This is a genomic window from Streptomyces sp. NPDC031445, from assembly GCF_055581365.1.
This window is the reverse complement of the sequence record NZ_JBVIJO010000007.1, coordinates 236357-263028: the sequence shown is the minus strand read 5'-3', so window position 1 is coordinate 263028 and position 26672 is coordinate 236357. Positions and strand designations below refer to the sequence as shown.

Sequence of the window (26672 nt, the reverse complement as noted above, 5' to 3'; positions counted from 1 at the left end):
CCCCCTCGCACGGAAGGTGTCCGCCGCCATGCCCCATGAGGCCGTGTTCGTGCCCCACTTCCACTGGGACCGCGAGTGGTACGAGCCCTTCCAGGTGTTCCGGCACCGGCTCGTCACCGCCCTCGACACCGTGCTGGAGACGGCCGAGGCCGACCCGGAGTTCCGGTTCACCGTCGACGGCCAGATGGCCGCGGTCGAGGACTACCTCCAGATGCGTCCGGAGAACCGCGATCGTCTCGCGGCCCTGGTCGCCGAGGGCCGGCTCGCCATCGGACCGTGGCTGATCCTGCTCGACGAGTTCCTCTGCTCCGGCGAGACCATCGTCCGCAACCTCCAGCTCGGGTGGGCGGCCGCGCAGGGCCTGGGCGGGGCGATGCCCATCGGCTATCTGCCGGACATGTTCGGCCACATCGCGCAGATGCCGCAGATCCTGGCCCGCGCCGGCATCGAACACGCGGCGCTGTGGCGTGGTGTGCCCGGTGCCGTCGAAGGCCACGCCTTCCGCTGGCGCGCTCCCGACGGCTCCGAGGTGCGCACCGAGTTCCTCTTCGACGGCTACGACAACGGCCTGGACCTGCTGCTGGTACCCGACCGGATCGGCCGCGCTCTCGGCGAGTACACGGAGATGACGGCCCACCGGTGGGGCGAGGACCCGGTGCTGGCGATGGCCGGCACCGATCACACCGCGCCCGACCCGCGGCTCGCGGCCTGGCTGCGGCGCGCGGCCGGACCGGACCGCGCCATCACCCTCGCCACGCTCGACGAGTACGTCCGCGAGCACGTGCGCGACGAGGCGGCCACCGTCGTCACCGGTGAGCTGCGCAGCCATGTGCGCGGGAACATCCTGCCCGGCGTGCTGTCCGTCCGGCTCGGGCTCAAGCAGCGGATGGCCGTGGCCGAGCGCACCATCGACCACGCCGAGCGGGTGAACGCGCTGTGGTCACGCCGGGACGACTCGCCGTTCCTCTCGCTCGCCTGGCACAAGATCATCGAGTCGACGGCGCACGACTCGGTGGTCGGCTCCGGCACCGACGAGACCTGTACCCAGGTCGAAGCGCGGCTCGCCGAAGCCGCGCAGATCGCTCGTGCCGTCCGGGATGCGGCTCTGGCCGAGCCCGCCGCCCTGGTGCCGGGCGACGGTCACCTGGTCGCCAATCCGCTGCCGTTCGCCCGTGAGGCGTTGGTCGAGGTGGAGGTCGGGGCCCCGCCCGGGGGAACCGCTCTGGTCGCCACCACCGCGGACGGCCGCGAACACCCCGTGCAACTGGTCCGCGAGGCCCCGACCGTGCTCAGCGACGAGCGGGTGGACGCCTCGCAGCTCGAACGCGTGCTGCGCCGGATCCACCGCCGGGAACTCTTCGGCCTGTTGATCGACCACTACGAACTCACCCCGGGTTCGCTCGTCTTCCACCTCGCCGAGGTGCCGGCGGGCGGACCGTTCGACCTGCTCGTCCTGCGCCGGGACGTCGCCGCCGCCGCTGCCGCGCATCCGGGTGAGTGGCGGGTGCTGACGCTTCAGGAGGCGCGTGCCACCGCGCTGGTGCCCGTGCACGTCCCCGCCTGCGGGCTGGCGAGCTTCCGGGTCGCGCCGGGCGACCGGACCGCCGCCCCCGCGACGGCACCCGCCCCGGCGACGGCGACGGACCGCGCCCTGTCGAACGGGCTCGTCGAGGTCGTGGTCGCCGACGACGGCACTTTGAACGTGACCGGGGCCGACGGCACCGTGCTGAACGGGGTCGGGCGGCTCGTCGACGGCGGAGACCGCGGCGACAGCTACAACTACGCTCCCCCGGCCCGGGACGTTCTCGTCTCGGAGCCCGCCGAGGCCGTCTGCGAGCTGCTCGAGAGCGGCCCGCTGCGTGCGCGCGTGCGTGTCACCCGCGTCTACGAGTGGCCCGCGGAGCTGTCTTCCGACCGTGACGTGCGCAGCGCGCGGACCGTGCCGACGCCGGTCGAGACGCTGGTGGAGGTGCGCGCCGGGGAGCCGTTCGTCCGTGTCTCCACCGCGTTCCTCAACCAGTGCGCCGACCACCGGCTGCGCTTCCACGTGCCGCTGCCCGAACCGGTGGACACGTCGGCCTCGGCCGGGCAGTTCGCCGTCACCGAACGCGGGCTCAGCGCCGAGGGCGGCTGGGGCGAGTACCCGATCCCGACGTTCCCCGCGAGTTCCTTCGTGTCGGCCGGAGCCGCGCACGTGCTGCTCGCCCACTCCGGTGAGTACGAACTCGTCGACGGCGGCTCCGAACTCGCCCTCACCCTGCTGCGCGCCATCGGCTCGATCAGCGTCAACATCCATCCTCTCCGTGACGAGCCCGCGGCGAGCGAGATCCCGGCACCGGGTGCGCAGGACCTGGGCATGCGCATCGAGAACCGTTTCGCGGTGCTGCCCTCGGCGGCCGGCTGGTCGGGTGCCGGAGCGGTCGCGCGCGCCGAGGAGTTCCGCAACGACGTCCTCGTGACCCGCGGGACCGGCCCCGCCGGGGGCGGGCTGCCCCCCGACGCGACCGGCATCCACGTCGACGGCGCGAACGTCCTCGTCTCGGCCGTTCGCCGGGTCACCGACGCCGGTCACGGAACCGGCAGCGGTACCGAGATCCGGCTGACGGCGATGAGCGACAGCGGGGCGCACGTCCGCGTCACCGGCCCGTTCACGGAAGCCACCACGGTCGACCTGCTGGGCAGGCCCCTGTCCGAGACGCCGGTGCGCGACGGGCTCGGACTCGACCTCGCCCCGTGGGAGATCCGCACCGTCAGGGTGTGCTGACCGGTCGCGGCGGGCGCTCGAACACGCCCGGTCGCCCAGTGCTCACTCGCTCACGCGCGCACTCGCTCACGAGAAAGAGTTGTGACCCCTTGCCTTCCAGACTTCCCACCCCTGTCACAGACCTCGCCCCCGGGCGCGGGGCGTTGCGTCCCGCGCGGTCGTGGCTGCACTCCGACGCCCCCTCCCTGTCACTCGACGGGCCGTGGCGGTTCCGTCTGTCGCCCACGGCGTCGCAGGCCGAGGACTTCGCGGCCGAGGACTTCGACGACCGCGGCTGGGACAGCATCCCGGTCCCCTCCCACTGGGTGCTCCAGGGCGACGGAGCCTACGGCCGGCCCGTCTACACCAACATCCGCTACCCCTTCCCGCTCGACCCGCCCCACGTGCCGGACGAGAACCCCACCGGCGACTACCGGCGCCACTTCGGCCTGCCCGCCGACTGGTCGGACGCCGAGTGCGTCGTGCTGCGGTTCGACGGGGTCGAGTCGCTCTTGCGGGTGTGGGTGAACGGCGTGGAGATCGGCAGCGCGAGCGGCAGCCGGCTCGCCCACGAGTTCGACGTCACCTCGGTGGTGCGCCCGGGCGACAACGTCGTCGCCGTACGGGTGCACCAGTGGTCGGCGGGCAGTTACCTGGAGGACCAGGACCAGTGGTGGCTGCCGGGCATCTTCCGGGACGTCACCGTGATCGCCCGGCCTGCCGGGGGCGTCGAGGACGTCTGGTTGCGCACCGGGTTCGACGACGGGCGCGGACGCGTCGATCCCGAGGTCACGGCCGAGGCGGCGGCCTTCCCGGTCACCCTGCGCATCCCGGAACTCGGCGTGGAGCGGGTCTGGGCGACGCCCGCCGACGTGGCCCCCCTGGACGTCGCCGGCGTGGAGCCCTGGTCGGCCGAACGACCGCGCCTGTACGACGCCACCGTGTCGACGGCCGCCGAGACCGTCTCCCTGCGGGTCGGGTTCCGCACGGTCGAGATCCGCGGCGACCGGTTCCTGGTCAACGGCCGCCGCGTCGTGTTCCACGGGATGAACCGCCATGAGGCCCACCCCGAGCGCGGGCGCGTCTTCGACGAGGAGCACGCCCGGGCGGACCTGGCCCGCATGAAGCGGTTCAACGTGAACGCCATCCGCACCAGCCACTACCCGCCGCACCCGAGGCTGCTCGACCTCGCCGACGAACTCGGGTTCTGGGTCGTCCTCGAATGCGATCTGGAGACGCACGGCTTCGAGGACGCCGGCTGGGCCGGTAATCCCTCCGACGACCCGGCGTGGCGCGAGGCGCTCCTCGACCGGATCCAGCGCACCGTCGAACGGGACAAGAACCACCCCAGCATCGTGCTCTGGTCGCTCGGCAACGAAGCGGGGACCGGCAGCAACCTCGCCGCCATGTCGGCGTGGGTGCACGCCCGCGACACCGGACGACCCGTGCACTACGAGGGCGACCACACCGGGGAGTACACCGACGTCTACTCCCGCATGTACGCATCGGTGCCGGAGATCGAGCAGATCGGCGCCGATGGGGCCCGTTCGGCGCTGGCGCACTGCACCCCGGCCCAGAGTGCCCGTCAGCGTGCCAAGCCCTTCCTGCTGTGCGAGTACGCGCACGCGATGGGCAACGGGCCGGGAGGGCTCGACGAGTACGAGGCACTGGTGCACGCGTACCCGCGCGTGCACGGCGGTTTCGTCTGGGAGTGGCGCGACCACGGCATCCTGGCCGGCGCCCCGGACGGGACGCCGTACTACGCCTACGGCGGCGACTTCGGCGAGGTGGTGCACGACGGCAACTTCGTGATGGACGGGATGCTGCTCAGCGACGACGTGCCGACGCCCGGCCTCCACGAGTTCAAGGCGGTCGCGCAGCCGATCCGCTTCGGCTTCGCCGACGACGGCGTCACGGTCACGAACCTGCGGCACTCCGCGGACACCTCCGACCTCCGTTTCCGCTGGCGGGTCGAGCACGACGGGACGCCCGTGGACAGCGGGGTCCTGGAGGTCCCCGTCGTCGGACCGGGCGGCTCGGCGCGGGTGCCGCTGCCCCCGGTCCGTGTGTCGCCGGACGCCGAGACATGGCTGACGGTCGACGCGGTGCTGGCGGCCGGGACGGCCTGGGCGCCCGAGGGGCACGTGGTCGCGACGGCCCAGCGGGACGCGTCGGCGCCCCGTACCGTGCCGGCGGCCCGGCCCCGGACCGACTGGCGGCCGGGAGGGGGAACCCTGACGCTGGGGATCGCCGAGTTCGCCGGCGGGTCCCTCGTCCGGCTGGCCGGGCGCGCCGTGACGGGCCCGCGGCTGGAACTGTTCCGGGCACCGACCGACAACGACGAGAGCGCGTCCGACCGGGTCGAGGACAGTGACGCCGCCGTGGCCGGCGTCTCCCACGCCGATCTGTGGCGCCGCGACGGTCTCGACCGGCTCATGACACGGCGGGTCCGCGTGGAGCAGGCCGCGCGGTCCCTGCGCACGATCGACAAGGTCGCAGCGGCGGGCTCCGCCCCGTCGGTGACGGTGGAGTCCGTCTGGTCCCTCGGGGCCGACGGTCTGGAACTGCTCGTGGAGGTCGAGCCGTCGAGGGGTTGGCGGACGGTGTGGCCCCGGATCGGGATCCGTTTCGGTTTTCCCGACGGCACGGCTCCGGTCGACGGCGCCGAGTGGTTCGGTCTCGGCCCCTTCGAGTCCTACCCCGACAGTCTGCGCGCGGCGCGCACGGGCCGCTTCACCGCGGGTATCGGCGACCTCTCGGCCGGCTACGCGCGCCCCCAGGAGACCGGGCACCGTTCCGGACTGCGCCGGTTGACACTGCTGAGCGGCGGCACCGAGGTGCTGCACGTCGAGGCCGTCCCGGACAGGTCCGGACGTCGTCCGGGCTTCACCCTCAGCCGCCACACCCCCCAGCAGACCGCACGGGCCGGGCACCCGTTCGAGCTTCCCGCCTCGACGACGAGCCACCTGATCATCGATGCGGCCCAGCACGGACTCGGTTCACGCTCCTGCGGACCGGACGTGCGGCCCGCGTTCGCGCTGCGCCCCGAGGCCCGCACGATCCGGCTGCGCATCACGGCGGACCGCCGAACCGGGTGACTCCTGCGGCTCGGGCACGCCGAGGAGGAGCAGCGTCACGTCGTCGTCGTGCGTGGCCGTGTCCGGGATGAGGCTGCCGAGCAGGTGGGCCGCGGTGGCGTCCAGGGCGTCCGGACCGCAGGGAGCGTTCCGCGACACGCCGTCGAGGGTGTGGGCGAGGGTGCCTCGATGCCGGTGCCGGGCCCTTCGACCGGTCCGTCGGTGTACAGCGCGAGGGTGCTGCCCGGCGGCCGGGCCATGACCGGCACGTGTCCGGCCGAGCACAGGGTGACCATGAATGCGTACAGTCTTGTCATGACGGGGTCTTGATGCTATAGGCACTTGACTCGCGTCCTTCGGGTGTCGCACATTTGATTCCGCATAACGGAAACCATTTCGCGCATTACGGTGATAATGCGGCACGAATCCGGTGAGGACGGCGGGCCTATGATCCACTTCCGTCGGAGCGTCTGCGTCGCGTCGCCGGGGAACCCCCGGCGCTCATGAGGTTCGACCTCTCATAGGACCCCCATGAAATCTCCTTCCCGCGGTGTCCCGGCATCGGGTCCCGAGGACCCGGAGGGCCACGGGTCGCGGGGACTTCGGCACCGGTGGGCAAGCCGGTCCCGGCTCGGCCCCACGGATGCCGGCAGACCCCTCGCGAGCGGTGTCCGAGCCCAGGCGGCCCTTCCGCTCCTGCTGATCGCGGTCATCACCCTCGCGGCGTCCTTCGCCCCCCTGGCCGTTCACCTCTCCCCCCTCCTCGTGGCCGCCCCCACCTGCACCTCAGCGGTCGCGCGGACCCGGTACACGGTCGCCATAGCGCTGATCGCCAGTGCGGCCGTCCTCCTCGTCGACCGGCACGACGGGCTGCTGCGTTCACCCCTGCTGCCCATTCACATCGGCGCCCTGATGGCCGTGTCCGCCTCGGTGATCGCCGCTCGCGCCCTGCACGATCGCGACCTGAGGGAACTCACGCAGGTGCGGGCCGTGGCCGAGGCGGCCCAGCGGGTCCTGCTGCGGCCCCTCCCCCGCAGGCTGGGCTCCTTGCGCGTCGCGTCGGCGTACCGGGCGGCCACCGCGCACGCCCAGGTGGGCGGTGACCTGTACGCCGCCGCCCGCACCGGCCGCGCGACCCGCATCCTCATAGGCGACGTCCGCGGCAGGGGTCTGCCGGCCCTGGAGGACGCCTCCGCCCTGCTCGGCGCGTTCCGCGAGGCGGCCCACCAGCACGAGACGCTCCCGGAGCTGGCGGCCGCCCTGGAACGCAGTGTCCGCCGGCACCTGGACGAGATGGCCGAACTCGCGCCCGACAGCGCCGAGCGCTTCATCACGGCCCTGCTGGCCGAACTTCCCGACGGAGAGGAGACCGTCCGGATCGTCAGCTGCGGACATCCCCCGCCCCTGGTGAACCGGCGCGGCCCCGTGACCGCCCTGCGTGTGACCCGTCCCGCTCCGCCGCTCGGCCTGGCCGGGAGCACGGCGGAGGAGTTCCCCCTCTCCACCTTCGCGTTCGCGCCAGGAGACACCTTGCTGCTCTACACCGACGGGCTCATCGAGGCCCGCGATGCCACCGGGAGCTTCTACCCCGTCCTCGAACGCGCCGCCGACTGGGCGTGGCAGTGTCCGCGCGGTCTTCTCCAGGACATCGGCCAGGACCTGAAGAGGTATGCGGGGCGGCATCTGGACGACGACCTCGCCATGGTGGCCGTGCACTCCCCCGCCCCCTTCTGCCACGTCCCGGCGGCCGTCGCGGGACCCGCACCGGAGGCGACCGCATGACCGGCGACACGACCAGCGGCGACGACCCCCCGCCCGCTGTGTGCCCCCTGCACAGCGCCGGTCCGGAAGGGACCGTGACACGGACGGCCGCCGTACGCCGCCTGCTGTGGCACCCCGGCTCGCTGCTCGCCGTCTACCTGTGCGCGGCCTGCGCGGTCCAGCTGGGCGCGTCGGCGGGCGGTCTGGTCCGCTGGTCCGCCTACTCCCTGCCGGCACCCCTGGTGGCCGCCGCGCTGCTTTCCGTCCGCAGCACCCTCACGGTCGGGATGGCGACGCTGGCCGCCAGCGTGGCCGTCTACGGCTTCGCGATCCAGGGGGTCTCGGGCGGCGGCCGAACGGTCGTGATCTCCGCGGCCGTGCTGTCCCTCGTCCTGAGCCTCGTCGTCTGCAAGGCGCGGCTGCGCCCCCACCGCTCGGCTCCCGTCCCCGGGAAGCGGCTCGTGGAGCGCGCCCGCAGCGCGGTCCCTGGCACCGCGCCCCCGGTGACCGATCTGCGGCTCGACCTCCTGCCGCACCCCGCGGCGGTGGAACTGGCCGTTCGCTGCACGCCCGCCGACGGCACGGCCGGCGCCCAGGCCTACTGGCTGGACGCCATACCGCTGCCGGGCGCCCGCGTCGCGCTCGTCGCCGGCTCCGTCGAGGACGGGACCGCCACGCCCGCCGTCACCGCCGAACTGCGCGCCGCGGTACGCACGCTGGCCGACCTGGACCTGCAACCGGAGGAACTCCTCACCCGCCTGGAACACGTGCTCACCCGGCTGCGTCCCGCCGGCGCCGCTGGCCGGCACCGCGCGGGCGCGCCGGAGATGACCGTGAGCTGCCTGTACGCGGTCTACGACCCCGTCTCCGGCTGCTGCGCTCTCGCCGGCGCCGGATCTCCGGCGCCGACCGTCCTCGGGCCCGACGGTGTCGTCACCACGGTCGAGCTCCCGGCCGGCCCACCGCTCGGACACGCGCGGCCGCCCGTGGAGGCCACGGAGGTCCGTCTCCCCGAGGGCAGTGTGCTCCTGCTGTGCGGACACGCCCCCGGGACACCCGGCCCGGCAGCCGGGACCGGCGCGACCGCGCCGCCCCTGGCGGACCTCGGACCCCAGCCGAGCCTGACTGCCGTCTGCCAGGCCGCGCTCGACACGCTGCTGTCCTGTGAGCGTCACGCCCACGCCGGTGTGCTGGCCGCCCGCACCCGCAGGCTCGGCAGCGACGACGTCGCCACCTGGGAGCTCCCGGCCGGCCTCGCCTCCGCGTCCGAGGCCCGTCAGCACGTCGCGCAGAAGCTGACCGCGTGGGGCCTTGAGGAGGCCGTCCCCACCACGGAACTGATCGTCAGCGAACTCGTCACCAACGCCGTCCGCCATGCCGGGCCTCCGGTGCGGTTGCGCCTGATCCGCCAGGGCACGGGGCTGGTCTGCGAAGTCTCCGACAACAGCAGCACCTCCCCGCACCTGCGGTGGGCCCGCACCTTCGACGAGAGCGGACGCGGACTGTTCATCGTCGCCCAGCTCACCCGGAGCTGGGGCACCCGCCAGCACGCCTACGGCAAGACCGTGTGGGCGGAACAACACCTCGGAACACCCGGAACGCCGGAGGAGGCGCATGCCGGCGGTCACGGCCCGCCGGGGCCCGCCCCCTGATGAGGCCGCCGTCCGGTCGACCGATGAGGACCGTGTCCGTGAGGGAGGCACGGCACCAGTCCGCCGGCGCCCGCGAGCGCCGAACCGCCGCCGCGGTCACGTCGGCGATGCGATCGCCCCGTCACGGCCGGCTGGGCGCCCTGCTGGCCCCGGTCCTCCGTTACCGCGGGCAGTCCCGGCGGACCGGCTCCGTCCGGGCGGCCCCGCACCGGCAGCGGATCCCGGACGGCGTCATGGTTCCCTCGCGGTCGGTGTCATCCCCGCCAGGGGAGCCTCGCGCGGGCGTCGGCTCTGGTCCCGGTGGTCCAGCAGGGCCAGCAGCGGGGCCGTCATCACCGTGGTCACCAGGGCGACGATCACGAGGACGCCGAAGAGGGCGGGGGAGGCGATGCCCGCGGACAGGCCCACGTTGATGGCGATGAGCTGCATCAGGCCGCGCGCGTTCATCAGCGTGCCGACGCGGAGGGCGACGGCCTGCGGTTCGCCCAGCAGGCGGGCCGCGGCCCAGCACGCACCGAACTTGCTGATGATCGCCACCGCCACGCAGGCCACGGTGAACAGCAGCAGCCTGCCGTCGGACAGCAGCGTGAAGTCCGTGTTGAGGCCGGAGTAGGCGAAGAAAAGGGGCAGGAACACGATCCGGCTGACCGGTGCGATGGCCTCCACCGCGCGCGTCACCACCGGGTCGCGGGGGAAGGCGACACCGAGGCTGAAGGCGCCGAACACGGCGTACAGGCCGATGCGGTCGGTGTACCACGCGGCCAGGAACAGCAGCAGGACGGTGACCAGCAGCATGTGGTCCTCGGTCAGCCGCCGGGCCCGTTCGAGGGCCCGGGGCCGGACACGGAGGAAGACGCCGAGGAACACGGCGAGCCCGGCCGTGCCGATCACGGCGCGCAGGAAGGTGTCCGCACCGCTGCCCGCCATGCTGAGCACCCCGGCGAGCAGGACCCACGCCACGGCGTCGTCGAGCGCGCCCGCGGCCAGGGAGACCGATCCGAAACGGGTGTTCGTCAGCCCGCGTTCGGTGATGATCCGGGCCATCATCGGGAAGGCGGTGATCGCGACGGTGACGCCGACGAACAGCGCGCCCACCGTGGGCGAGATGCCGTCCGGGTAGAGGTCCACCGTGTCGTGCGCCGCCCAGGCCAGTCCCGCGCCCAGCACGAGCGGCACGGTGATGCCGGCCGCCGAGACGGGCACCGCGGTGCGGCCCACCGACCGCAGCCGGTCGGTTCGGAACTCGTATCCGGACAGGAACATGAACACGACGAGGCCGACCTGTCCCGCCACGTACAGCACGGGACGGATCTCCGCCGGGAAGACGGCCTTCTCCAGGCCGGGCGAGAGGAGGCCGAGGACGGAGGGGCCGAGGGCCACGCCGGCGACCATCTCGCCGACGACCGGTGGCTGGCCGAGCGGGCGCAGCAGCCGGCTGACGAGGCGGCACGCGGTGAGGATGACGGCCGCGGCGAGGAAGAACGCCGGGCCCATCTCGGTGGTCGACAACGGTGACTCCTTGGTGAGGAGACGTATGGGGGGGTTGCCGCTGTCAGGCGCTCCGGCCGGTGTAGGGGCAGGCGGCCGCGGCCTGTGCGGGTCCCGCCGCGGTGCCGGGCGAGCCGTGGTCGCCGTCCAGCGGGCGGCCCTCGGTGTCGTGCCGGGCGAAGTACGTCGCGGCGGGAGTGGTGCGACGGGCGTCGAGCACCATCCAGGTGCCGAAGAGCAGTTGCAGCAGGCTCCGTCCGACGTCCTCGGCGCGGTCGCGGACGGTCAGTGCCGTGCGCAGGACGCGTCGCCGGCGCTCCGGGACCGGCCGGTCCCGGGGCAGGAGCAGGCAGGGAGCGCGGTGCGGGATGGAGCGGGTGTGGCGGACGGGCGAGTCGAGCACGTACCGGGCCAGCACCTCGCGGGTCGCGGCGCGCATGACGACGGGTGCGAGGCGCCAGGCGGGACAGGGCCGGTTGGCGGCGACGCCGAAGGGGATGTGATGGGCGTGCCTCGCGGAGAGCGCCGCCCAGCGTCCGGGGTCGAAGCGTTCGGGGTCGGGGTATCCGGTGGCGTGGTAGTCGGGGTAGCTGAAGGTCAGGACGGTGCCCGCCGGGATCATGGGCAGACCGTCGAGGGCGATGTCCGCGGTGGTGATCCGGTGGGCCACCCCGAACAGCGGGTAGAGGCGGAACGTCTCGTTCATGACCTGGGTCAGGTAGCGGTCGTCGTCGGGTGCGGCCGCCACCCGGTCCTGGACCTCGGGGTGCTGGGCCAGGACCAGCAGGAGGTGGGCCATCGCCTCGGACATCTGGACGACGGCGGTGTTGAAGAAGGTGCCCTGGAGGTAGTACGCCTGCTGGCGGCGGGTCAGGCCGGCGGGCAGCTCCTGCGGTACGTCACCGGCCGCCAGGCGCCGCAGCAGGTAGCGGGTGAGCCGGTTCCTGCGGCGCATGCGGCGCGGACGGGTGCACTTGAGGGCGTCGACGACGTCCTCGGCGTGCGCGACGATCAGCCGCCGGGCCTCGGCCGGACAGGGTTCCTTGAAGACGAGGCCGTAGAAGAACCCGGCCCACACCGGCATCATCAGGTCGCGCAGTCGCACCGCCTGGACGCGGCCGGTGGCCGCGGCGTCCAGGGCCTGCCGGGTGTGCCGTGCGGCGGCCTCGTACAGCTCCGCCGACGGGCCGGAGAGGATGGCGAGCGTCCGGCGGGCGACCTCGTCGTAGCGGGGTCCGGCCTCCAGGTGCTCCTGGTGGATGTCGGCGCCGGGCGCGAGCCAGTACCAGAAGAGGTCGGACAGTGCCGCGCCCTTGCTGCGGCCCCCGGCGGCCGGGTGGCCGTAGACCTCCTGGAAGCGGTCGGGGCCGAAGACGGCGTTGGGAAGGAGCATGCCCTCGTCGCCGTTGACGCGGGCGAAGACCTTCGTGCGCAGTGCGACGACCTTGCCGGGCAGCCAGGCCGGGGAGGTCAGCAGCAGCGCACCGCCCGCGGCCAGGGCCGCCGCCGTTCTCCTGCTCATCATGCGGGTCCTCTCTCGCGGGTCCGGTACGGGAGTCCGCGCGGGACCACCTGGTCGGCCGTGAGGTCGTGCGGGCGGTGCCCGCCGCAGAGGGCGAGCACCTGGTCGAAGTCCTCGCGCAGGGCCGTCAGCGCCTCCCGTACGCCGGCCTCGCCGCCCGTGGCCAGGGCCCACAGGACGGGGCGGCCCACGCCGACGGCCCGGGCCCCGAGGGCGAGGGCCAGGGCGATGTCGCCGCCCCGGCGCACTCCCCCGTCCATCAGGACCGGCAGCCGTCCGGCGACGGCCTCGGCGACGGCCGGGAGTGCCTCGACCGACGCGGGAGCGCTGTCGAGTTGCCGTCCCCCGTGGTTGGACACGACCAGCGCGTCGACGCCGTGCTCGACGGCGAGCCGCGCGTCCTCGGGGTGCAGGACGCCCTTCAGGACGAGGGGCAGGCCGGTCAGCTCGCGCAGCCGCCCCAGGTCGTCCCAGCCGGCCGGCCACATGGCGATGTCGCGGGTGGCGCCGGGTGCGGCACCGGGCAGGTCCCGCATGTTCTCCGCCGCGAGACCGGGCGGCAGGTCGTGGAAGCCGTTGCGCAGGTCCCGGGTGCGCGTGCCGAAGACGGGTGAGTCGACGGTGACGACGAGGGCGGAGCACCCCGCGCGTTCGGCCCGGTGCACCAGCTCGGCGGTGACCTCGTGCTCCGGTTGCAGGTACAGCTGGAACCAGACCACCGCGTCCGGGTCCGCCTCGCGGGCCGCGGCGACGACATCCGCGACGGCGGTGGTGGCGGCCATGCCGGTGACCAGCGGGGTGCCGGTCGCCGCGGCGGCGCGGGCGGTGGCCGCCTCGCCGTCGGGGTGGGCGAGACGGTGGAAGGCGGTGGGCGAGACGAAGAGCGGTGCCGGCCATTGCCGGCCCAGCACGCTCACCCGGGTGTCGCGGCCGGCGCCGCCCCGCAGCACCCGGGGAAGCAGGGCCAGCCGGCCGAAGGCGTCCTCGTTGTCCCCGAGCGCCTTCTCCTCGCCCGCGCCGCCGGCGAAGTAGTCGTAGTGCTCGGGACTGAGTCTGTCGCGTGCCGACTCGGCTGGACCGTGCGGCGGGCCGGCGTGCGGGCCGGTCATGCCCGGGGCGCGGCGAGTTCCTCGCCGGCCGGGAGGTCGTCCCCGGCGGACAGCCGGGACGCGAGGAAGGAACGCAGCGGGCCGACGTGGACGTCGGGGTTGTCCCACTCGTTCTCCAGGTTCTCCGTGATGTGGTGCTCGGCGACCGGCTTGCCGCTGCCGTCGGGCCGGAACTGCCGTACCACCGGGTGCAGATAGCGCGCGTCGAGACCGCTGGTGTCCTGCTGGGGCGTCCTGCTGACGGTGATGTCGAAGGGGTCGACCCGGTCGTGGTCGGCGCCGTACTCCAGCGTGACGGTGAAGTAGGAGGACGGATTGCCGAACTCGCCCCGGGCGGCGGCCTCGTGCAGGTGCGCCACCGGGATCTCCTCGCAGTAGCGGACCTCCCCTTCGGCGCCGACCAGCACCGCGTCGCCGAGGAATCCGAACAACTGCCACAGGGCCGAGGTGCGGTTGACCCGCCCGATGACCGCGTCGGCCACGGGGCCCGCGGCGGCGGGCAGGGTGGTGTGGGGCCACGGCCGGTCGTGGTAGCGGCGCTCCAGGATGCGGTGCAGCGCCTTCACGCCGTACCGGAACCCGTGGATGAAGCCGCTGGTGGACTTCTTGAAGTCCAGGGACTGGGTGATGGTGCCGGCGAAATACAGATCGGGCACGTTCACCGATTCCCAGGCATCGGTGAGCTGCGGGAAACGGTCCTTGATGACGAGGCCGGGACGGCAGTCGTCGTCGAAGATCGAGGCGTCGAACCGGAATCCGGTGGCCAGAATGACCCGGTCGTAGGGGATGTCCTTGACCACTTCCGCGACGCGCGCGAATTTGACACTCACGACATAGGTGCCGTCGGGCTTCCGTGCTATGCGCAGGATGTCACCGTCCAGTACGGCGTTCTGCGACTTGAGCTGGTAGGTGTCGAGGAAGTTGTTGTTGACGGCCCGGAGATGTCCGACGAAATGGGTGCGCCAGGCGAGCTTGAGGGAGCCGGGGCCGGCGACGTGGATGACGGCGGCGGTCTCGATGAGATTGTCGGCGGTCTCGAAAGCCGAATTCCCCCGCCCGATGATCAGTACCCGCTTGTCGGTGAATTCGGCGGGGTCCACGGACACCTGGTCGTAGTGCTCGGCCTCCTCGGCGCCCTCGATGGGCGGCACGTACGGCCTGGAGACGCCGGTGGCGACGATGACGCGCCGGGCCCGGACAACGTTGCCACTCCGGTCGGTCGCCGTGAAGAGGTCACCGCCGGGCCGGGAGATCCGGGTGACACGGGTGTGGTAGCGGATGCGCAACGCGTGCGCCCGCGCGAAGTCCGCCAGGTACCGGACCATGTCGTCGGCCGGCGGGAAATACCGGGGCGAGTACGCCGTGAACAGCGGGCCCTCGTCCGAGAGCAAGGAGTTCCAGTCGACGCGCAGCCGCATCTCGGGATCGCTCCAACCGGTGTGCACCTTGTTGGAGGAAATCAAGGTCCGGTGTCTGGGGAAGCGAGTGAAGAAAGCGCCCGGAGCGTCGCCTTCTTCCACGATGAGGTAATCTCTGCCGCTCTTCTGGAGGAAGTAACCGGCCTGGAGGCCCGCAGGGCCGCCGCCGATGACGAGATAGTCAACCTGTCCTAAATCAGACATGGCCTTCTCCTGCCTAACGTGGGGGCGGGAAAGACGGTACTTGACGGTTAAAGCACGGAGCCACCCCAGCCCCGCGTGATGTAGGTCACACACCTATCGGGGTGGCGGATTTCTCCTGTCGGTTAACGTGAAGGCGTGATTGGCGGACGGAGTGCGCCGAGCACGCCCCGCATGGTCGTTTTCCAGTCATTCACACTGCCTTTACGTCGATTTCCGGCCCGGAGTGGAGACGAAGTGGACGAAAAGCCCGGGGAAGTCTTTCCGCAAGCGCTCGTCGACGCCTTCCGCGACGCTCCGGACCTGCCCGCTTTCGAGTACGGGGGACGCGCGGTCACCCGGGGGCAGGTGCTCGCGCTGACCGCCGGGTTCGTGCGAGGTCTGCGCGGTGCGGGGCTGACCGCCGGATCCCGCGTGGCCCTGGACACCGGTGTCACGCCGGAGGCGTTCGCCGTCCGCGTGGCGGCCCATGTCGTCGGCTGCCAGGTGGTGGCGCTGCGTCCCGGGCTGACCCGCGAGCACCTGCGTGACATCCTCGCCCGCGACATCGACGCCGTCGTGACGGACGACGCCGCGAGCCGGCCGGAACTGGCCACTCAGGCGGGCGACGTCCCGCTGCTGGACACCGGCGGCGCGTCATGGGCCCCGGCACCCGTCACTCCCGGTCTCGGCGACCTCACCGCCCGGGGCGACCGGGACGGCATCGGCGTCATCCACCTGACCAGCGGCAGCACCGGCCGGCCCAAGGGCACGATGGTGACCTACGGCGCGCTGTCGGAGGACTGGTCCCTGCAACCCGCCCGCTGGACCGACCGCACCCGACGCCTCGCCGCGCGGTACGCGCGCTTCCTGCTCTTCGGCACGCTCAGCAGCGCCGTCATGTTCGAACACGTCTGCCTGTCGCTGCTCGGCGGAGGCACCGCGGTCATCCCGGACCGGCCCCTGCGGTTCCCCGAGGTCTTCGCCGACCACCGCGTCACCGCCTGCATGACGACGGTGCCGCGTCTGTACGGCATCCTCGACGCCGTGCGCGAGCGGGCGGTGGACACGAGCAGCCTGCGCGCCCTCGTCGTGGCCGGCTCCCCGCTCGCCCCGCACCGGCTCACCGAGGCGGCGGAGCTGCTGGGGCCGGTGGTCCACCATGCCTACGGCCAGACGGAGACGGGCATGCTGACCGTCCTCGAACCGGAGGAGCTGGCGGCCGATCCCGGGCTCGCCGACAGCGTCGGACGCCCGCTCGACACCGTCGAGATGACCGTGCGGGACGCCGACGGACGGGACCTCCCCACGGGCCGGACGGGCGAGGTGTGGGTCCGGCTGGCGGACGCGTTCAGCGGCTACTGGGAGGACCCCCGGGAGACCGCCGAGGTCCTGCGGGACGGCTGGGTCCGGACCCGGGACCTCGGACGGCTCGACGCGCGGGGGTATCTGCGGCTGTCCGGGCGCACGCGCGACATCGTCATCGTCAACGCCGTCATCCACTACGCGGGCCCCATCGAGCGGGTGCTGGCCTCCCATCCCGACGTCGACCAGGCGTACGTCGTCGGAGTCCCGGACGACCGGACCGGCGAGGCGATCCACGCCTTCGTCGTCCCGCGAGCCGGGAGCGTGCCCGGCCCGGACGCACTGCGCGAGCTGGTGGCCCGGGAGCTCGGCGAGGCGTGCGTCCCGGCCGGCGTCGTCGGCATCACCGAGGTTCCCGTCGCCCCGAGCGGCAAGCCGGACAAGGCGGCGTTGCGCGCCCTGGTGCCGGGGCGCTGACCGGGACGGAGCGCCGCCGGACGCCGACGGGCCGCCGCAGGGCCCAGGGTCTTTCGTTTGGATCAGGCCGGATCAGGGAGCCCGGCATGATCCAAACGAGAGGCCCTAATGCCCGGCCGTGCGTGTGGTGAGGTCCGCCTCCGTGATCGGGCGGACGACCCGGCACGGGGCTCCGACCGCGACGCTCATCGGGGGGATGTCGCGGCTGACGACGCTGCCGGCGCCGATGACCGAGCCGTAACCGATGCGGACGCCCGGCAGGACCACCGCGTTGCTGCCGATCCAGACCTTGTCCTCGATCACGATCGGTTCCGAGAACCGGCCGAAGTCGGCGCGTCGCGCCGGGTGCACCGGGTGCCCCGTCGTGGTCAGGGTGACGCTGGGGGCGATCATGACACCGTCGCCTATGCGGATGTCCACGTCGTCGACGAACGTCAGGTTCACGTTGCCGAAGAAGTCGTCGCCGATGTGGACGTTGCCGCCGAACGCCGCGTGGAACGGCGGCAGCAGCACCGTGCGTTCACCGACCGAGCCGAAGATCGCGAGGAGCAGCGCACGGCGCCTGTCCGTTCGGTCCGGAGGTGTGTGGTTGTACTCGAAGATCTCCCCGGTGCGGCGCCGAGGGGCCTGGAAGGCCGCTTCCGACTCGGTGTAGACCAGTCCCTTCGCGATCCGGGCCAGTACGTCGTCCTCATGAGCCTGCGTCACCGCGGAACGCTCCCCTCGTCCAGCCCTCGGGCACGGGCCCGGCGTCCCGGGCGCCTCGTGTCCACCGGTGGCCATCTTCGTTCAGCCGAGCTTTGATGACCACCTCCTGGGGGATGTCGCTCGCGCCGGCATCCGGCCGAAGGGGAAGGAGTTCGTCGCCGTGGGCAGCCGCCGTGGGCAGCCTGTGGTTTCCGCTGGTCAGCGCGTCTCGCACGGGCTCATTGGGCACGTGTGAGGCGGACCACATCCACAGGTCTTCCATCGCGAAGCACCGGAAGCGTAGGTTCCGTTTCACCCCGCGACGGCGTCTTCGCAGGCGCTGGTCCGCCACTCCCGGGGCGGCGGACCAGCGGGGGCCAAATCCGCGCACGGCCCAGACCGTGTGTCACGCCGTCACGGGCCGCACCAGGGTGTTGTCGCTGGTACGGCCCGCGACGCAGTCCTCGATGCCGGCCACCGTGGTCTCGGCGATCCGGCCGACCGCGTCCCTGGTGAAGTACGCCTGGTGCGAGGTGATCGGTGTCCACGAGACCGCCCCGGCTGGAGTTGATCAGCAGGGCGTCGTCCTTCATGAGCGCCAGGGCCTCGGCGCCGACGAGGTGGTGGGCGTCGGGCAGCAACGGCACGTGCGGGCCGACCAGGTCCGCCTCGGCGAACAGCCGCCTCCGCGGCACGTACTCATGCCGAGGGCGAGGCAGTCGGGGTTCTCGGCGATGTTCGCTGTACGGCCCGGCGATCCTGCGGTCGACCGCGAGCGCGAGGGTCCAGGCGAACAGTAACCGGTGGACCGCTGGGCGGTCATCCGGGTGCCGCCCTCGGCGAGAGCACGCAGCACCCCGGCGTCCAGGGTGTCGTTGACGCCGCTGATCGCCCCACCGGGCCGCGTGCCCCGGGGTGACCGCGGTGGCCGAGGGGCGGCCGGCGGTGTTCAGCGCAGGCCGCCGGGGGCGAACGTGACGGGCAGCCGCGCCGGGCCGCGGAGGCCGCCGGGACGCCAGGTGAGCTCCGCCGGCGGTACGGCCAGGGCCAGGTCAGGCAGGCGGCGCAGGACCGTACCGATGGCGACCCGGCCCTCCAGCCGGGCCAGCGGCGCGCCCAGGCAGTAGTGGATGCCGTGCCCGAAGGCCAGGTGGCCGTTGTCCCGCCGGGTGATGTCCAGCCGGTCGGGGTCCGGGAACCGCGCCGGGTCACGGTCGGCGATGGCGGACGCGACGAGCACGGTCGCGCCGCGCGGGACGGTCACGCCGGCGATCTCGACGTCCTCGCGTGCGAAACGGGCGATGCCCGGACTGACCGGGCCGTCGTGGCGCAGGAACTCCTCGATCGCGTCCGGCAGCAGCTCCGGACGATTCCGCAGGAGGGTGAGCTGGTCGGGGTGGGTGAGCAGCGCGGCGATGCCGCCGGCGATCAGGTTGACCGTCGTGACGTAGCCCGCCACCAGCAGCAGGAACGTCATGGCGATCAGTTCGTCGTGACTCAGCCGCCGCTCCTGGTCATGGGCGTCGATCAGCGCGCTGAGGAGGTCGTCCCCCGGCCGGGCTCGCTTGGCTGCGAGGTGCTGCGTCACGTAGGCGCGCATCCGGCGCCACGCCTCGTCGACCACGAGCGGGTCGGGCGCCTCCTCCCCGCGGACGAGCATGGCGTCGGTCCACCGCTGGAAGTCGCGCCGTTCGTCCACCGGCACGCCCAGCAGTTCGCCGATGACGGTGACCGGCAGGGGCAGCGCGAAGTCCGCCACGAGTTCCGCCCGGCCGGCCGGGAGCACCGCTTCGAGGAGCCGGTCGGTGATCTCCTGGACCCGGGGCCGCAGCTCGGCGACCCGGCGCGCCGTGAACGCCTTCGCCACCAGGCGGCGCAGCCGGGTGTGGTCGGGCGGATCGGAGCGCAGCATGGTGCTCATCATCGACTCGCGCTCGAACGCGGGCAGCTGTGCGATGAGGCGGGGGTCCGAGGCGTCTCGGACATCGCTGCTCAGCCGGGGGTCGGACAGGGCCGCGAGTCCGTCCTCGTAGCGGGTGACCAGCCAGGCGTCCAGGCCGCCGGCGATGATCGCGCGGCGGACGGGGCCCTCCTCGCGGAGGCGGCGGTAGAGGGGGAAGGGGTCCGCCACGAAGGCCGGGTCGGCGTAAGGGAGAAGGACTGGCTGCTGGCTCATCGTGCCTCCCGGAACGGGCAGCGACCGTATGTATGCGTTTGCCGGTTTCTAGAGGTGTATACCCAGATTCGCCGTACACCCGGATTTCCCGGCGGGGGCGGTTCCCTTCCGGATGCCTGGCGGGGCGGAGACGGGCCCCGCCCTCGCCCACGACTCTGGCCGAAGGCGGGGCCTCGCCGCCTCGGGTCAGGCCGCGCCCTGGGGGAGGTCGAGAGTGCGCGATTCCTCCACGATCCGGTATCCCGCGCTCGTGTACAGGTTCATGGCCACCTCGTTGCCGCCCCACACGGTGAACATCAGCATCGAGTCACCGGCCGCGAGCGCGACCTGTTCGCCGGCCGCCATCGCGCCCCGCCCGTACCCCTTGCCGCGGTGCCGCTCCTCGACGTGCAGCGAGTAGCCGTACGTCACCCCCGGCAGGTGTCCGTGCTTCAGCCACCCGCTGCCGATCCGCTCGCCGGCCGCTTCCAGCACCAGGACGCTGTTGTCGGGCGTGTCCAGGCCCTGGGGCAGCAGGTTCCCGAAGTCCCGGTCGGCCTTGCGCGCGGCCTCCTCCCGGCTCATGGCTCCCGACCGGACGATGTCGGCGACGTAGGCGGCCTTCTCGGAGTCGACCCAGGCGGGGTATTCGGCCGGGGTCATCGGCCGCGCGGTGACACCGTGGAGCGGCTCGGGCGCCGGGCCGATGCTCCGCGCCCTGAGCTGGCCCCGGACGCCGTACCCGCCGAACAGGTCACCGGCGGGCTCGGTGAGCCGTATGCCCAGCCGGCGCGCGCCGCGCTCGGCGCACCACGCCTCGGCCCAGTCCCGGGCCGCCTGCTCGTACCCCCGGCCGGTGTGGGGGGCGTCGACACGGAGGTCCTGGATGTGGCCCACGAGGACGCCGTGGTCGTCGGCCACGTCCACTGCCACGTGTCCCACCCGGGTCCCGGCGTCCGTGATCTCGGCGACGGTCCAGTCGCCGATGCGGGCGGGGATGTACTCCACCAGACGCTGGGCGGCGGCCAGGCTGAACCCGGCCGCCGTGTACGGAGCGTGGAGCCGCTGCTCGAAGTCCTTCTGCCAGGCGCTGTGGTCGTCAAGGATGTTGAATGCTGTCACTTGATCACCTTAGAAGTCGTCCCGCGGCTGCGGCAGTTGGGAGCCGGAAGGCTGTGGGTCATGACGAACGGGCCGGGCATGCCCGTGGGCGGCTGCGGCAGCGGGCCGCTGCCGGCGCGTGGTGCGGTCCCTGGCGACGCGGGGCGCACCGCTCCGCCGGTCCCGGTCCGGCGGGCGCGGACCGGGACCGGCGGCTCCAGCGCGTCCCGCGCACCGTCCTGCACCGCCTCGGCGCGGGCGCCGTCAGCCGGTCGGCCGCCGCTCCCCTGGCGGCCGTCGCGCGGGCCCTGCCGGCCTGGCACGGCGTCCCGCACCCGCCGGTCGCGGCGGCGGCCCCGAGGTGCGTGGGCCGGGCCGGGGGCCCCGAACGGCGTTGCGAGTACGCCGACCGAGGCGGGCGAGGCCCTCCTCCCCGGCCTCACAGCGGTGTCCGGCGCCCTGGCCGCGCCGCATCCTCCCGGTCTCGCCCCGCTCACGCCGCCGTCCGGGCCCTGGCGGGTCCGGTACGAGGGCCGGTTCCGGCGGCACGACCGCCCCGCGCCGGGCGTGTGCACGGCCCGGGATGCGGGGGCCCAGCCGGGCCACGGACGGTGACCTGCGACCGTTCTCCGATCACGCCCGCTGCCCATGCGGAACCGTCACCCGCCCCCACGACCTCTCCCACCCCGAGGCCCGGCCGGTGCGGCCGGACGGGTGACCGGGCCTCGGCCACGAGGTCGGACCGACGGCTGACGGCCACCTGCCCGGCAAACGAGGCACAGCCGGGCCATGAACGGTGACCCGCGACCGGTCCCCGATCACGCCGGGCTGCCCATCCGGGACCGTGTCCGGCCGGTGCCACCGGACGCGTGACCGGACCTCGGCCACGAGGTCGGACCGACGGCTGACGGTCCCGGTGGCGCCGCACTCACCGACCCGGTCGCCGGCAACGGCTGGGGACGGCTCACGTCAGCGCGTCGGCGGTTCCCGTGGTGGTGGCCCACCGGGCGCGCGTGGCACGACCCGCGCGGGCGCCGCGCGGGTCCGCGCGCTTCAGCCACTCCCGGTAGGCCGGCGCCTCCCGGGCCACGGTCCAGTACGCCTCCTCCAACTCCGGGTAGGCCTCGTCGAGTTCGTCCTCGGTGCGGGCCGCCAGCAGCAGCCGTACCCCTATCGGGTCGCCCTTCAGCGGGCGGATCGCGAGGTCGGGGCGGGGATGGGCGGTCGGCTGGCTGATCGTGACCACCTCACCGGTGGCGGCCAGTGAGTACGCGGTGAGGTAGTCGCCGTGCAGCATCTCGGGATTCAGGCCCGCGGCGCGCAGGACCCGGCTCAGGCCGTCCCACTCGCCGTCGACCGTGGAGTCGACCATCCAGCGGTCGTCGGCCAGATCGGCAAGGCTCACCTCCGGCTGCGACGCGGCCGGATGGTCCGCGGCGAGCGTGACGAACTGCGGTTCGCGCTCGACGAGCACCCGCAGGCTCAGGCCGGGCGGAATGCGCAGCGGGCTGCCCTCGACCTCGTGCACGAACGCCATGTCGAGCCGGCCGGCGGCGACCATGCCCAGCAGGGCGTTGGCGGACACGTTCATCTGGAGCGTCGGGCCGGATCCGGGCCCGCGTGCCCTGAGCAGGCGCAGCCAGCTCGGGATGGCCCGGCTCGCGGTGGCGCCGATGCGCAGCCGGAAGCCGCCGGCGGCGCGGGCGGCCGCCGCCCTGGTCTCGGTGACGATCGCCGCGAACTCCGCGACCAGGGGCCGGGCCCGGCTCAGCACGGCGAGCCCCAGCGGGGTCGGACGGCAGCCGGTCCGGGTGCGTACGAAGAGCTGAGCACCGAGGGCACGCTCGATGCGCCGCAGCTGGGTGCTCAACGAAGGCTGCGCGAGACCGAGTTGGCGTGCGGCTTTGTGCAGACTGCCGGTGTCGGCGATGGCGCACAGGACGCGCAGGTGCCTCACCTCCAGCTCCATGGGGGGAGCGTAAGGCGGCGCACGGCACCGCACCAGATGTTCAAGTGCCAACGAACAGGGACGAGTCGGCCCGCGATAGCCCCGGGCTATCCCCGAATGCCATCATCCCGCGCCCCGTTGGTCTGCCCGAGACTCACTGGCAACCGATCGTTCCACCCCACAGGACGAGAAGGAGCCCCCCATGGTGTCGTTCCGCAGCAGCACCGGCTCGAAGCAGACCAGACGACTGCTGACCCTGGCCCTCGGTCTCGGTCTGGCCTCCGCCGCACTGGGCACCGCGAGCCCGGCGAACGCCCAGAGCACCGCCCAGGCACCGGCCCGCGCCGCCGCCGGCTACGTGGGCACGGCCGACAGCGCCGGCAGCAAGGCGTTCTTCGACGCGGTGCTGAAGTCGGTCGCCGAGCGGCAGGCCGCCCAGCCCTCGCTGAAGGTGGTGACCGTCTACTACAACGCCTCCCAGGCCCCGAGCTTCCGCTCCCAGATATCGAGCGCCGCCTCCATCTGGAACAGCTCCGTGTCGAACGTCAAGCTCCAGGCGACCTCGGGCGCCGGCGACTTCGCCTACTACGAGGGCAACGACTCGCGCGGGTCCTACGCCTCCACCAACGGCCACGGCAGCGGCTACATCTTCCTGGACTACGCGCAGAACCAGCAGTACGACTCCGTGCGCGTCACCGCCCACGAGACCGGCCACGTGCTGGGCCTGCCCGACCACTACAGCGGACCGTGCAGCGAACTGATGTCCGGCGGCGGCCCCGGCCCGTCCTGCACCAACCGGTACCCGAACGCCACCGAGCGCTCCCGGGTCAACCAGCTGTGGGCCAACGGCCTGGCCAAGGCCCTGGCGAAGGTGAACCACGGCGGCTGATCCCCACACAGCCCTCCCGGTTCACCCCGGTACGGACCGCGGCTCGGTGATGCCGCGGTCCGTACCGCCGTCGTACGGGCCGCCGCACCGGGCTCCGACGCTCACCCCTGCCCCGCCACCGTCCGCAGGTAGGCGCCGAGCCGGGCGATGGCCGACGGGTTGCGGGGGCTCTCCACCAGGTCGGCGTAGTCGAGGGCGACGATCCGCCGGTGCCTGATGGCGGAGACGTCGCGCAGCGGGGCGTAGGAGAGCAGGAACTGCTTCTTCCGCTCGGCGCTGACGTCGCCGTAGTCGCAGAGCACGATGACGTCCGGGTCGCGCTCGACGACGGTCTCCCAGCCGGCCGTGGTCCAGGAGTCCGCCACGTCGTGCATGACGTTGACGCCGCCGGCCTCGGTGATGATCTGTTCCGGGGCGGCGTAGCGGCCGGAGGTGAAGGGGGTGTCCCGGCCGCTGTCGTAGAGGAAGACCGAGGGGCGGCCGACGCCCTTCGGAGCCTTCGCCCGTACGCCGGCGATCTGTTCCTCGAAGCCGTGGACCAGCGCCGCGGCCCGCTCCTCGACGCCGAACAGCCTGCCGAGGTTGGTGAGGTCGGTGTACAGGGCGTCCAGGGGCGGCATGATCCCCCGCGAGGTCTTCGTACGGCCGTTGCGGCAGGACTCGGTGAGCACGTACGAGGGGATGCCGAGCTTGCCCAGGGCGTCGGGGGTGAAGCCGCCGTCCTCGCGGAAGCCGTAGTTCCAGCCGGCGACGACGAGGTCGGCGCGGGCGTCCAGGACGTTCTCCTTGGTGAGCTGGTCCTTGGACAGCCAGGGCACCTTGTCGTAACCGTCCTTCCACGGCACGCGGCTCAGGTCGCCCTTGTCGTCGGGCATGGCGAAGCCGGCCATGCGGTCCTCCAGGCCGAGCGCGAACATCAGCTCGGTGATGCCGACGTCGTTGGTGACGACGCGCTCGGGGACCTTGTCGTAGGTCACCTCACGGCCGCAGTTGGTGAGCGTGACGGCGGGGGATCGCGCGTCCCGGGCGGACTCGACGGTGGCGCCGCAGCCGGTGGCGGTCGCGGCGAGACAGAGGGCGGCGGCGAGCAGCGTGCGCATAATCATCCTCAGGTGGTGGGCGGAAGCCGGTCGAACAGGAGCTGGACGGCGCCGGTCACGGGATGCCGTACCGGGTGCGCCCGGACGCCGAACACCTCGGCGAGCAGCGCGGGTCGCAGGACGTCGAGCGGCGGGCCGGCGGCGACGATCCGGCCCTTGTCGATGACGTACAGGACGTCACAGTGCGCGGCGGCGAGGTTCAGGTCGTGCAGCGCGGCCAGCACGGTCAGGCCGCTGTCCCGGACCAGGCCGAGCACGTCCAACTGGTGGGCGATGTCGAGGTGGTTGGTGGGTTCGTCCAGGACGAGCACCCGTGGCTGCTGCGCCAGCGCGCGGGCGATGAGGACCCGCTGCTTCTCGCCCCCGGAGAGGCCGGGGAACCCCCGGCCGGCGAGGTGGGTGACGCCCGTGCGGTCCATCGCCCGCGCGCAGATCTCGCGGTCCGCGGCGGCCGTACGGCCGCGGTGCGGCAGCCGGCCCATGGCGACCACCTCGGCCACGGTGAAGTCGAACTCGGCCGACGACTCCTGGGGCAGTGCCGCGAGCGACCGGGCGGCGGCCCGCGGCTCCATGGCGTGCAGGTCGTCGCCGTCCAGCCGCACCACGCCGGCGGCCGGCCGCAGCGCCCGGTACACGCTGCGCAACAGGGTCGACTTGCCGCTGCCGTTGGGGCCGACGAGCCCGGCGAACGTCCCGCTGCCCACGGTGAGGCCGATGTGCTCGACCAGGCGGGTTCCGGCCGCCTCGACCGTGACGTCCTCGATGTCGAGCCGCACGCTCAGCGCCCCCCGAACGCGTAGCCGCCCCGCCGCATCAGCAACAGGAACGCCGGGACACCGACCACCGCGGTGATGACACCGACCGGCAGTTCGGCCGGGGCCAGCAGCAGCCGGGACAGCACGTCCGCCCACACCAGCAGCACCGCTCCCGCGAGCGGGGCCACCGCCAGCACCCGGCGGTGGTCGGCACCGACCAGCATGCGCACGACGTGCGGCACCATCAGCCCGACGAACCCGATGGCCCCGCTGACCGCGACGACGGCTCCCGTGACGGCCGCGGTCACCACGAACAGCTCCCGCCGCAGCCGGGGTGGCGGGACACCGAGGGAGGCCGCGGTCTCGTCCCCCATGGAGAGCGCGTTCAGCGCCTCGGCCCGCCGGCGCAGCCACGCCCATCCGGCGGCCACGGTCACCGCGGCGAGCGGCACCTGCGCCCAGGTGGCGCCGCCCAGGCTGCCCAGCAGCCACATCATCGCCGACCGGGCCGCCTCGCCCCGGGCCGCGCCGAACACCATGACCGTGGTGACGGCCTCGAAGCCGTACGCCAGCGCCGTGCCCGTCAGGATCAGCCGCAGCGGGGTCAGTCCGTGCGGCGAGCGGGCGACGGCGTAGACGAGGGCCATGGCCGCGAGCGCGGAGGCGAACGCCGACACCGACAGCGCCCACACCCCGAGTCCCGCCAGCGCGCCGAGCAGGATGACGGCGTTGGCGCCCACCGCGGCGCCGGAGGAGATGCCGAGGACGAACGGGTCGGCCAGCGCGTTGCGGACCATGGCCTGCACGGCCACGCCGACGGCCGCGAGCCCCGCCCCGACGACGGCGGCGAGCAGGACCCTGGGCAGCCGGATCTCCCAGACGATGGTGTAGGGGGCCGCGTCGTGCGCGTGCACGGTGCCGCCGGTGAGCCCGGCCCACAGGAAGCGGAGCGCGTCGGCCCAGCCGATTCCGGCGGCGCCGAGCGCTACACCGCACAGGAGCGAGAGCGCCAGCAGCACCGCCAGCCCCAGGCCGAGCGGCAGCGCGGGTATCCGGCGGGGTGCCGTTCTTCGACGCACGGTGGGGCCGTCCTTCGCACGGGCCGCCGCGGGACGTCGAACAGGGACAGCCCGTACGGCCGTGCCGGCCGCGCGGCCCCCCTCTCGCAGTCCGCGGCGAGCAGTCAAACGGGTCGCTGACCCCTCCGCGGGCGATCGGGCTCGCGCGCGGACCACAGGGTCCCCGCGCACACCGTTGCGGGTCAGCGCCGGACTCTCACCGGACTTCCCCCACGGGAGGCAAGGC

The 26672-nt window shown here is 73.2% G+C and carries 17 protein-coding genes and 1 pseudogene; 6 read left to right on the top strand and 12 right to left on the bottom strand.

Annotated elements, in window-relative coordinates; genetic code table 11:
* Positions 1–28 precede the first annotated feature (28 nt).
* The 4 genes from ACZ5DC_RS20560 (at position 29) to ACZ5DC_RS20545 (ending at position 9233) form a co-directional block, all read left to right on the top strand.
* Entirely contained in the window at positions 29–2764 is a 2736-nt protein-coding gene (locus ACZ5DC_RS20560) for a glycoside hydrolase family 38 N-terminal domain-containing protein (protein WP_468654593.1), read from the top strand.
* 89 nt (positions 2765–2853) lie between these two features.
* Positions 2854–5841 (top strand): glycoside hydrolase family 2 TIM barrel-domain containing protein, encoded by a 2988-nt coding sequence (locus ACZ5DC_RS20555; RefSeq protein ID WP_468654591.1) that lies wholly within the window; start codon positions 2854–2856, stop codon positions 5839–5841.
* Between the two features lie 744 nt (positions 5842–6585).
* Positions 6586–7602 carry a PP2C family protein-serine/threonine phosphatase gene (locus tag ACZ5DC_RS20550; RefSeq protein ID WP_468654589.1) on the top strand — a complete coding sequence of 339 codons (1017 nt, stop codon included), beginning with the start codon at positions 6586–6588 and terminating at the stop codon, positions 7600–7602.
* On the top strand, positions 7599–9233 hold the full coding sequence (locus tag ACZ5DC_RS20545) for a SpoIIE family protein phosphatase (protein ID WP_468654587.1): 1635 nt from the start codon (positions 7599–7601) through the stop codon (positions 9231–9233). The genes ACZ5DC_RS20550 and ACZ5DC_RS20545 overlap by 4 nt, the downstream gene beginning before the upstream one ends.
* A 231-nt stretch (positions 9234–9464) precedes the next feature.
* Here ACZ5DC_RS20545 and ACZ5DC_RS20540 read toward each other — a convergent pair whose 3' ends face one another.
* Genes ACZ5DC_RS20540 through ACZ5DC_RS20525 form a run of 4 tightly spaced genes read right to left on the bottom strand, consistent with a single transcriptional unit; the run spans position 9465 to position 14974 of the window.
* Positions 9465–10742, bottom strand: coding sequence for a cation:proton antiporter (locus ACZ5DC_RS20540; protein ID WP_468654585.1), 1278 nt, complete (start codon positions 10740–10742; stop codon positions 9465–9467).
* Between the two features lie 43 nt (positions 10743–10785).
* Positions 10786–12246, bottom strand: a complete 1461-nt coding sequence (locus tag ACZ5DC_RS20535) for a cytochrome P450 (RefSeq protein ID WP_468654583.1) — start codon at positions 12244–12246, stop codon at positions 10786–10788.
* Positions 12243–13352, bottom strand: a complete 1110-nt coding sequence (locus ACZ5DC_RS20530) for an alpha-hydroxy acid oxidase (RefSeq protein ID WP_468654581.1) — start codon at positions 13350–13352, stop codon at positions 12243–12245. Before ACZ5DC_RS20530 ends, ACZ5DC_RS20535 begins: the two co-directional genes overlap by 4 nt.
* On the bottom strand, positions 13349–14974 hold the full coding sequence (locus tag ACZ5DC_RS20525; protein WP_468654579.1) for an NAD(P)-binding domain-containing protein: 1626 nt from the start codon (positions 14972–14974) through the stop codon (positions 13349–13351). Before ACZ5DC_RS20525 ends, ACZ5DC_RS20530 begins: the two co-directional genes overlap by 4 nt.
* Before the next feature lie 234 nt (positions 14975–15208).
* Here ACZ5DC_RS20525 and ACZ5DC_RS20520 point away from each other — a divergent pair, with 234 nt between their 5' ends.
* A complete protein-coding gene (locus tag ACZ5DC_RS20520) occupies positions 15209–16732 on the top strand; it encodes a class I adenylate-forming enzyme family protein (protein ID WP_468654577.1) in 1524 nt (507 codons plus the stop codon).
* A 105-nt stretch (positions 16733–16837) separates the two neighbouring features.
* Here ACZ5DC_RS20520 and ACZ5DC_RS20515 read toward each other — a convergent pair whose 3' ends face one another.
* From ACZ5DC_RS20515 to ACZ5DC_RS20495, 5 genes and pseudogenes are all read right to left on the bottom strand, one after another.
* Entirely contained in the window at positions 16838–17440 is a 603-nt protein-coding gene (locus tag ACZ5DC_RS20515) for a sugar O-acetyltransferase (protein WP_468654575.1), read from the bottom strand.
* Positions 17441–17825: 385 nt separating this feature from the next.
* A pseudogene (locus ACZ5DC_RS20510) lies at positions 17826–18305 on the bottom strand (NAD(P)-dependent oxidoreductase); the annotation flags it as partial.
* A gap of 63 nt (positions 18306–18368) precedes the next feature.
* Positions 18369–19595, bottom strand: coding sequence for a cytochrome P450 family protein (locus ACZ5DC_RS20505; protein WP_468654573.1), 1227 nt, complete (start codon positions 19593–19595; stop codon positions 18369–18371).
* A gap of 186 nt (positions 19596–19781) precedes the next feature.
* Positions 19782–20696: a GNAT family N-acetyltransferase gene (locus tag ACZ5DC_RS20500; protein ID WP_468654571.1), complete on the bottom strand. Its 915-nt coding sequence runs from the start codon at positions 20694–20696 to the stop codon at positions 19782–19784.
* Positions 20697–21639: 943 nt separating this feature from the next.
* Positions 21640–22644 (bottom strand): LysR family transcriptional regulator, encoded by a 1005-nt coding sequence (locus ACZ5DC_RS20495; protein ID WP_468654569.1) that lies wholly within the window; start codon positions 22642–22644, stop codon positions 21640–21642.
* Positions 22645–22825: 181 nt separating this feature from the next.
* Between ACZ5DC_RS20495 and snpA the strand changes: the two genes are divergently transcribed.
* On the top strand, positions 22826–23512 hold the full coding sequence (gene snpA, locus ACZ5DC_RS20490; RefSeq protein WP_468654567.1) for a snapalysin: 687 nt from the start codon (positions 22826–22828) through the stop codon (positions 23510–23512).
* Positions 23513–23613: 101 nt separating this feature from the next.
* On the opposite strand, the gene ACZ5DC_RS20485 is transcribed toward snpA, so the two are convergent.
* The 3 genes from ACZ5DC_RS20485 to ACZ5DC_RS20475 are packed head-to-tail and all read right to left on the bottom strand — an operon-like array spanning position 23614 to position 26446.
* Positions 23614–24612, bottom strand: coding sequence for an ABC transporter substrate-binding protein (locus ACZ5DC_RS20485; protein ID WP_468654882.1), 999 nt, complete (start codon positions 24610–24612; stop codon positions 23614–23616).
* Positions 24613–24620: 8 nt separating this feature from the next.
* A complete protein-coding gene (locus ACZ5DC_RS20480; protein ID WP_468654565.1) occupies positions 24621–25388 on the bottom strand; it encodes an ABC transporter ATP-binding protein in 768 nt (255 codons plus the stop codon).
* 2 nt (positions 25389–25390) lie between these two features.
* Positions 25391–26446: a FecCD family ABC transporter permease gene (locus ACZ5DC_RS20475; RefSeq protein WP_468654563.1), complete on the bottom strand. Its 1056-nt coding sequence runs from the start codon at positions 26444–26446 to the stop codon at positions 25391–25393.
* Positions 26447–26672 lie beyond the last annotated feature (226 nt).

Bases quoted from the DNA above. Each gene is read 5' to 3' on its own strand.
- ACZ5DC_RS20560 (WP_468654593.1), top strand. From the start codon at position 29: ATGCCCCATGAGGCCGTGTTCGTGCCCCACTTCCACTGGGACCGCGAG.
- ACZ5DC_RS20545 (WP_468654587.1), top strand. From the start codon at position 7,599: ATGACCGGCGACACGACCAGCGGCGACGACCCCCCGCCCGCTGTGTGC.
- ACZ5DC_RS20535 (WP_468654583.1), bottom strand. From the start codon at position 12,246: ATGATGAGCAGGAGAACGGCGGCGGCCCTGGCCGCGGGCGGTGCGCTG.
- ACZ5DC_RS20530 (WP_468654581.1), bottom strand. From the start codon at position 13,352: ATGACCGGCCCGCACGCCGGCCCGCCGCACGGTCCAGCCGAGTCGGCA.
- ACZ5DC_RS20525 (WP_468654579.1), bottom strand. From the start codon at position 14,974: ATGTCTGATTTAGGACAGGTTGACTATCTCGTCATCGGCGGCGGCCCT.
- ACZ5DC_RS20505 (WP_468654573.1), bottom strand. From the start codon at position 19,595: ATGAGCCAGCAGCCAGTCCTTCTCCCTTACGCCGACCCGGCCTTCGTG.
- ACZ5DC_RS20495 (WP_468654569.1), bottom strand. From the start codon at position 22,644: ATGGAGCTGGAGGTGAGGCACCTGCGCGTCCTGTGCGCCATCGCCGAC.
- snpA (WP_468654567.1), top strand. From the start codon at position 22,826: ATGGTGTCGTTCCGCAGCAGCACCGGCTCGAAGCAGACCAGACGACTG.
- ACZ5DC_RS20485 (WP_468654882.1), bottom strand. From the start codon at position 24,612: ATGCGCACGCTGCTCGCCGCCGCCCTCTGTCTCGCCGCGACCGCCACC.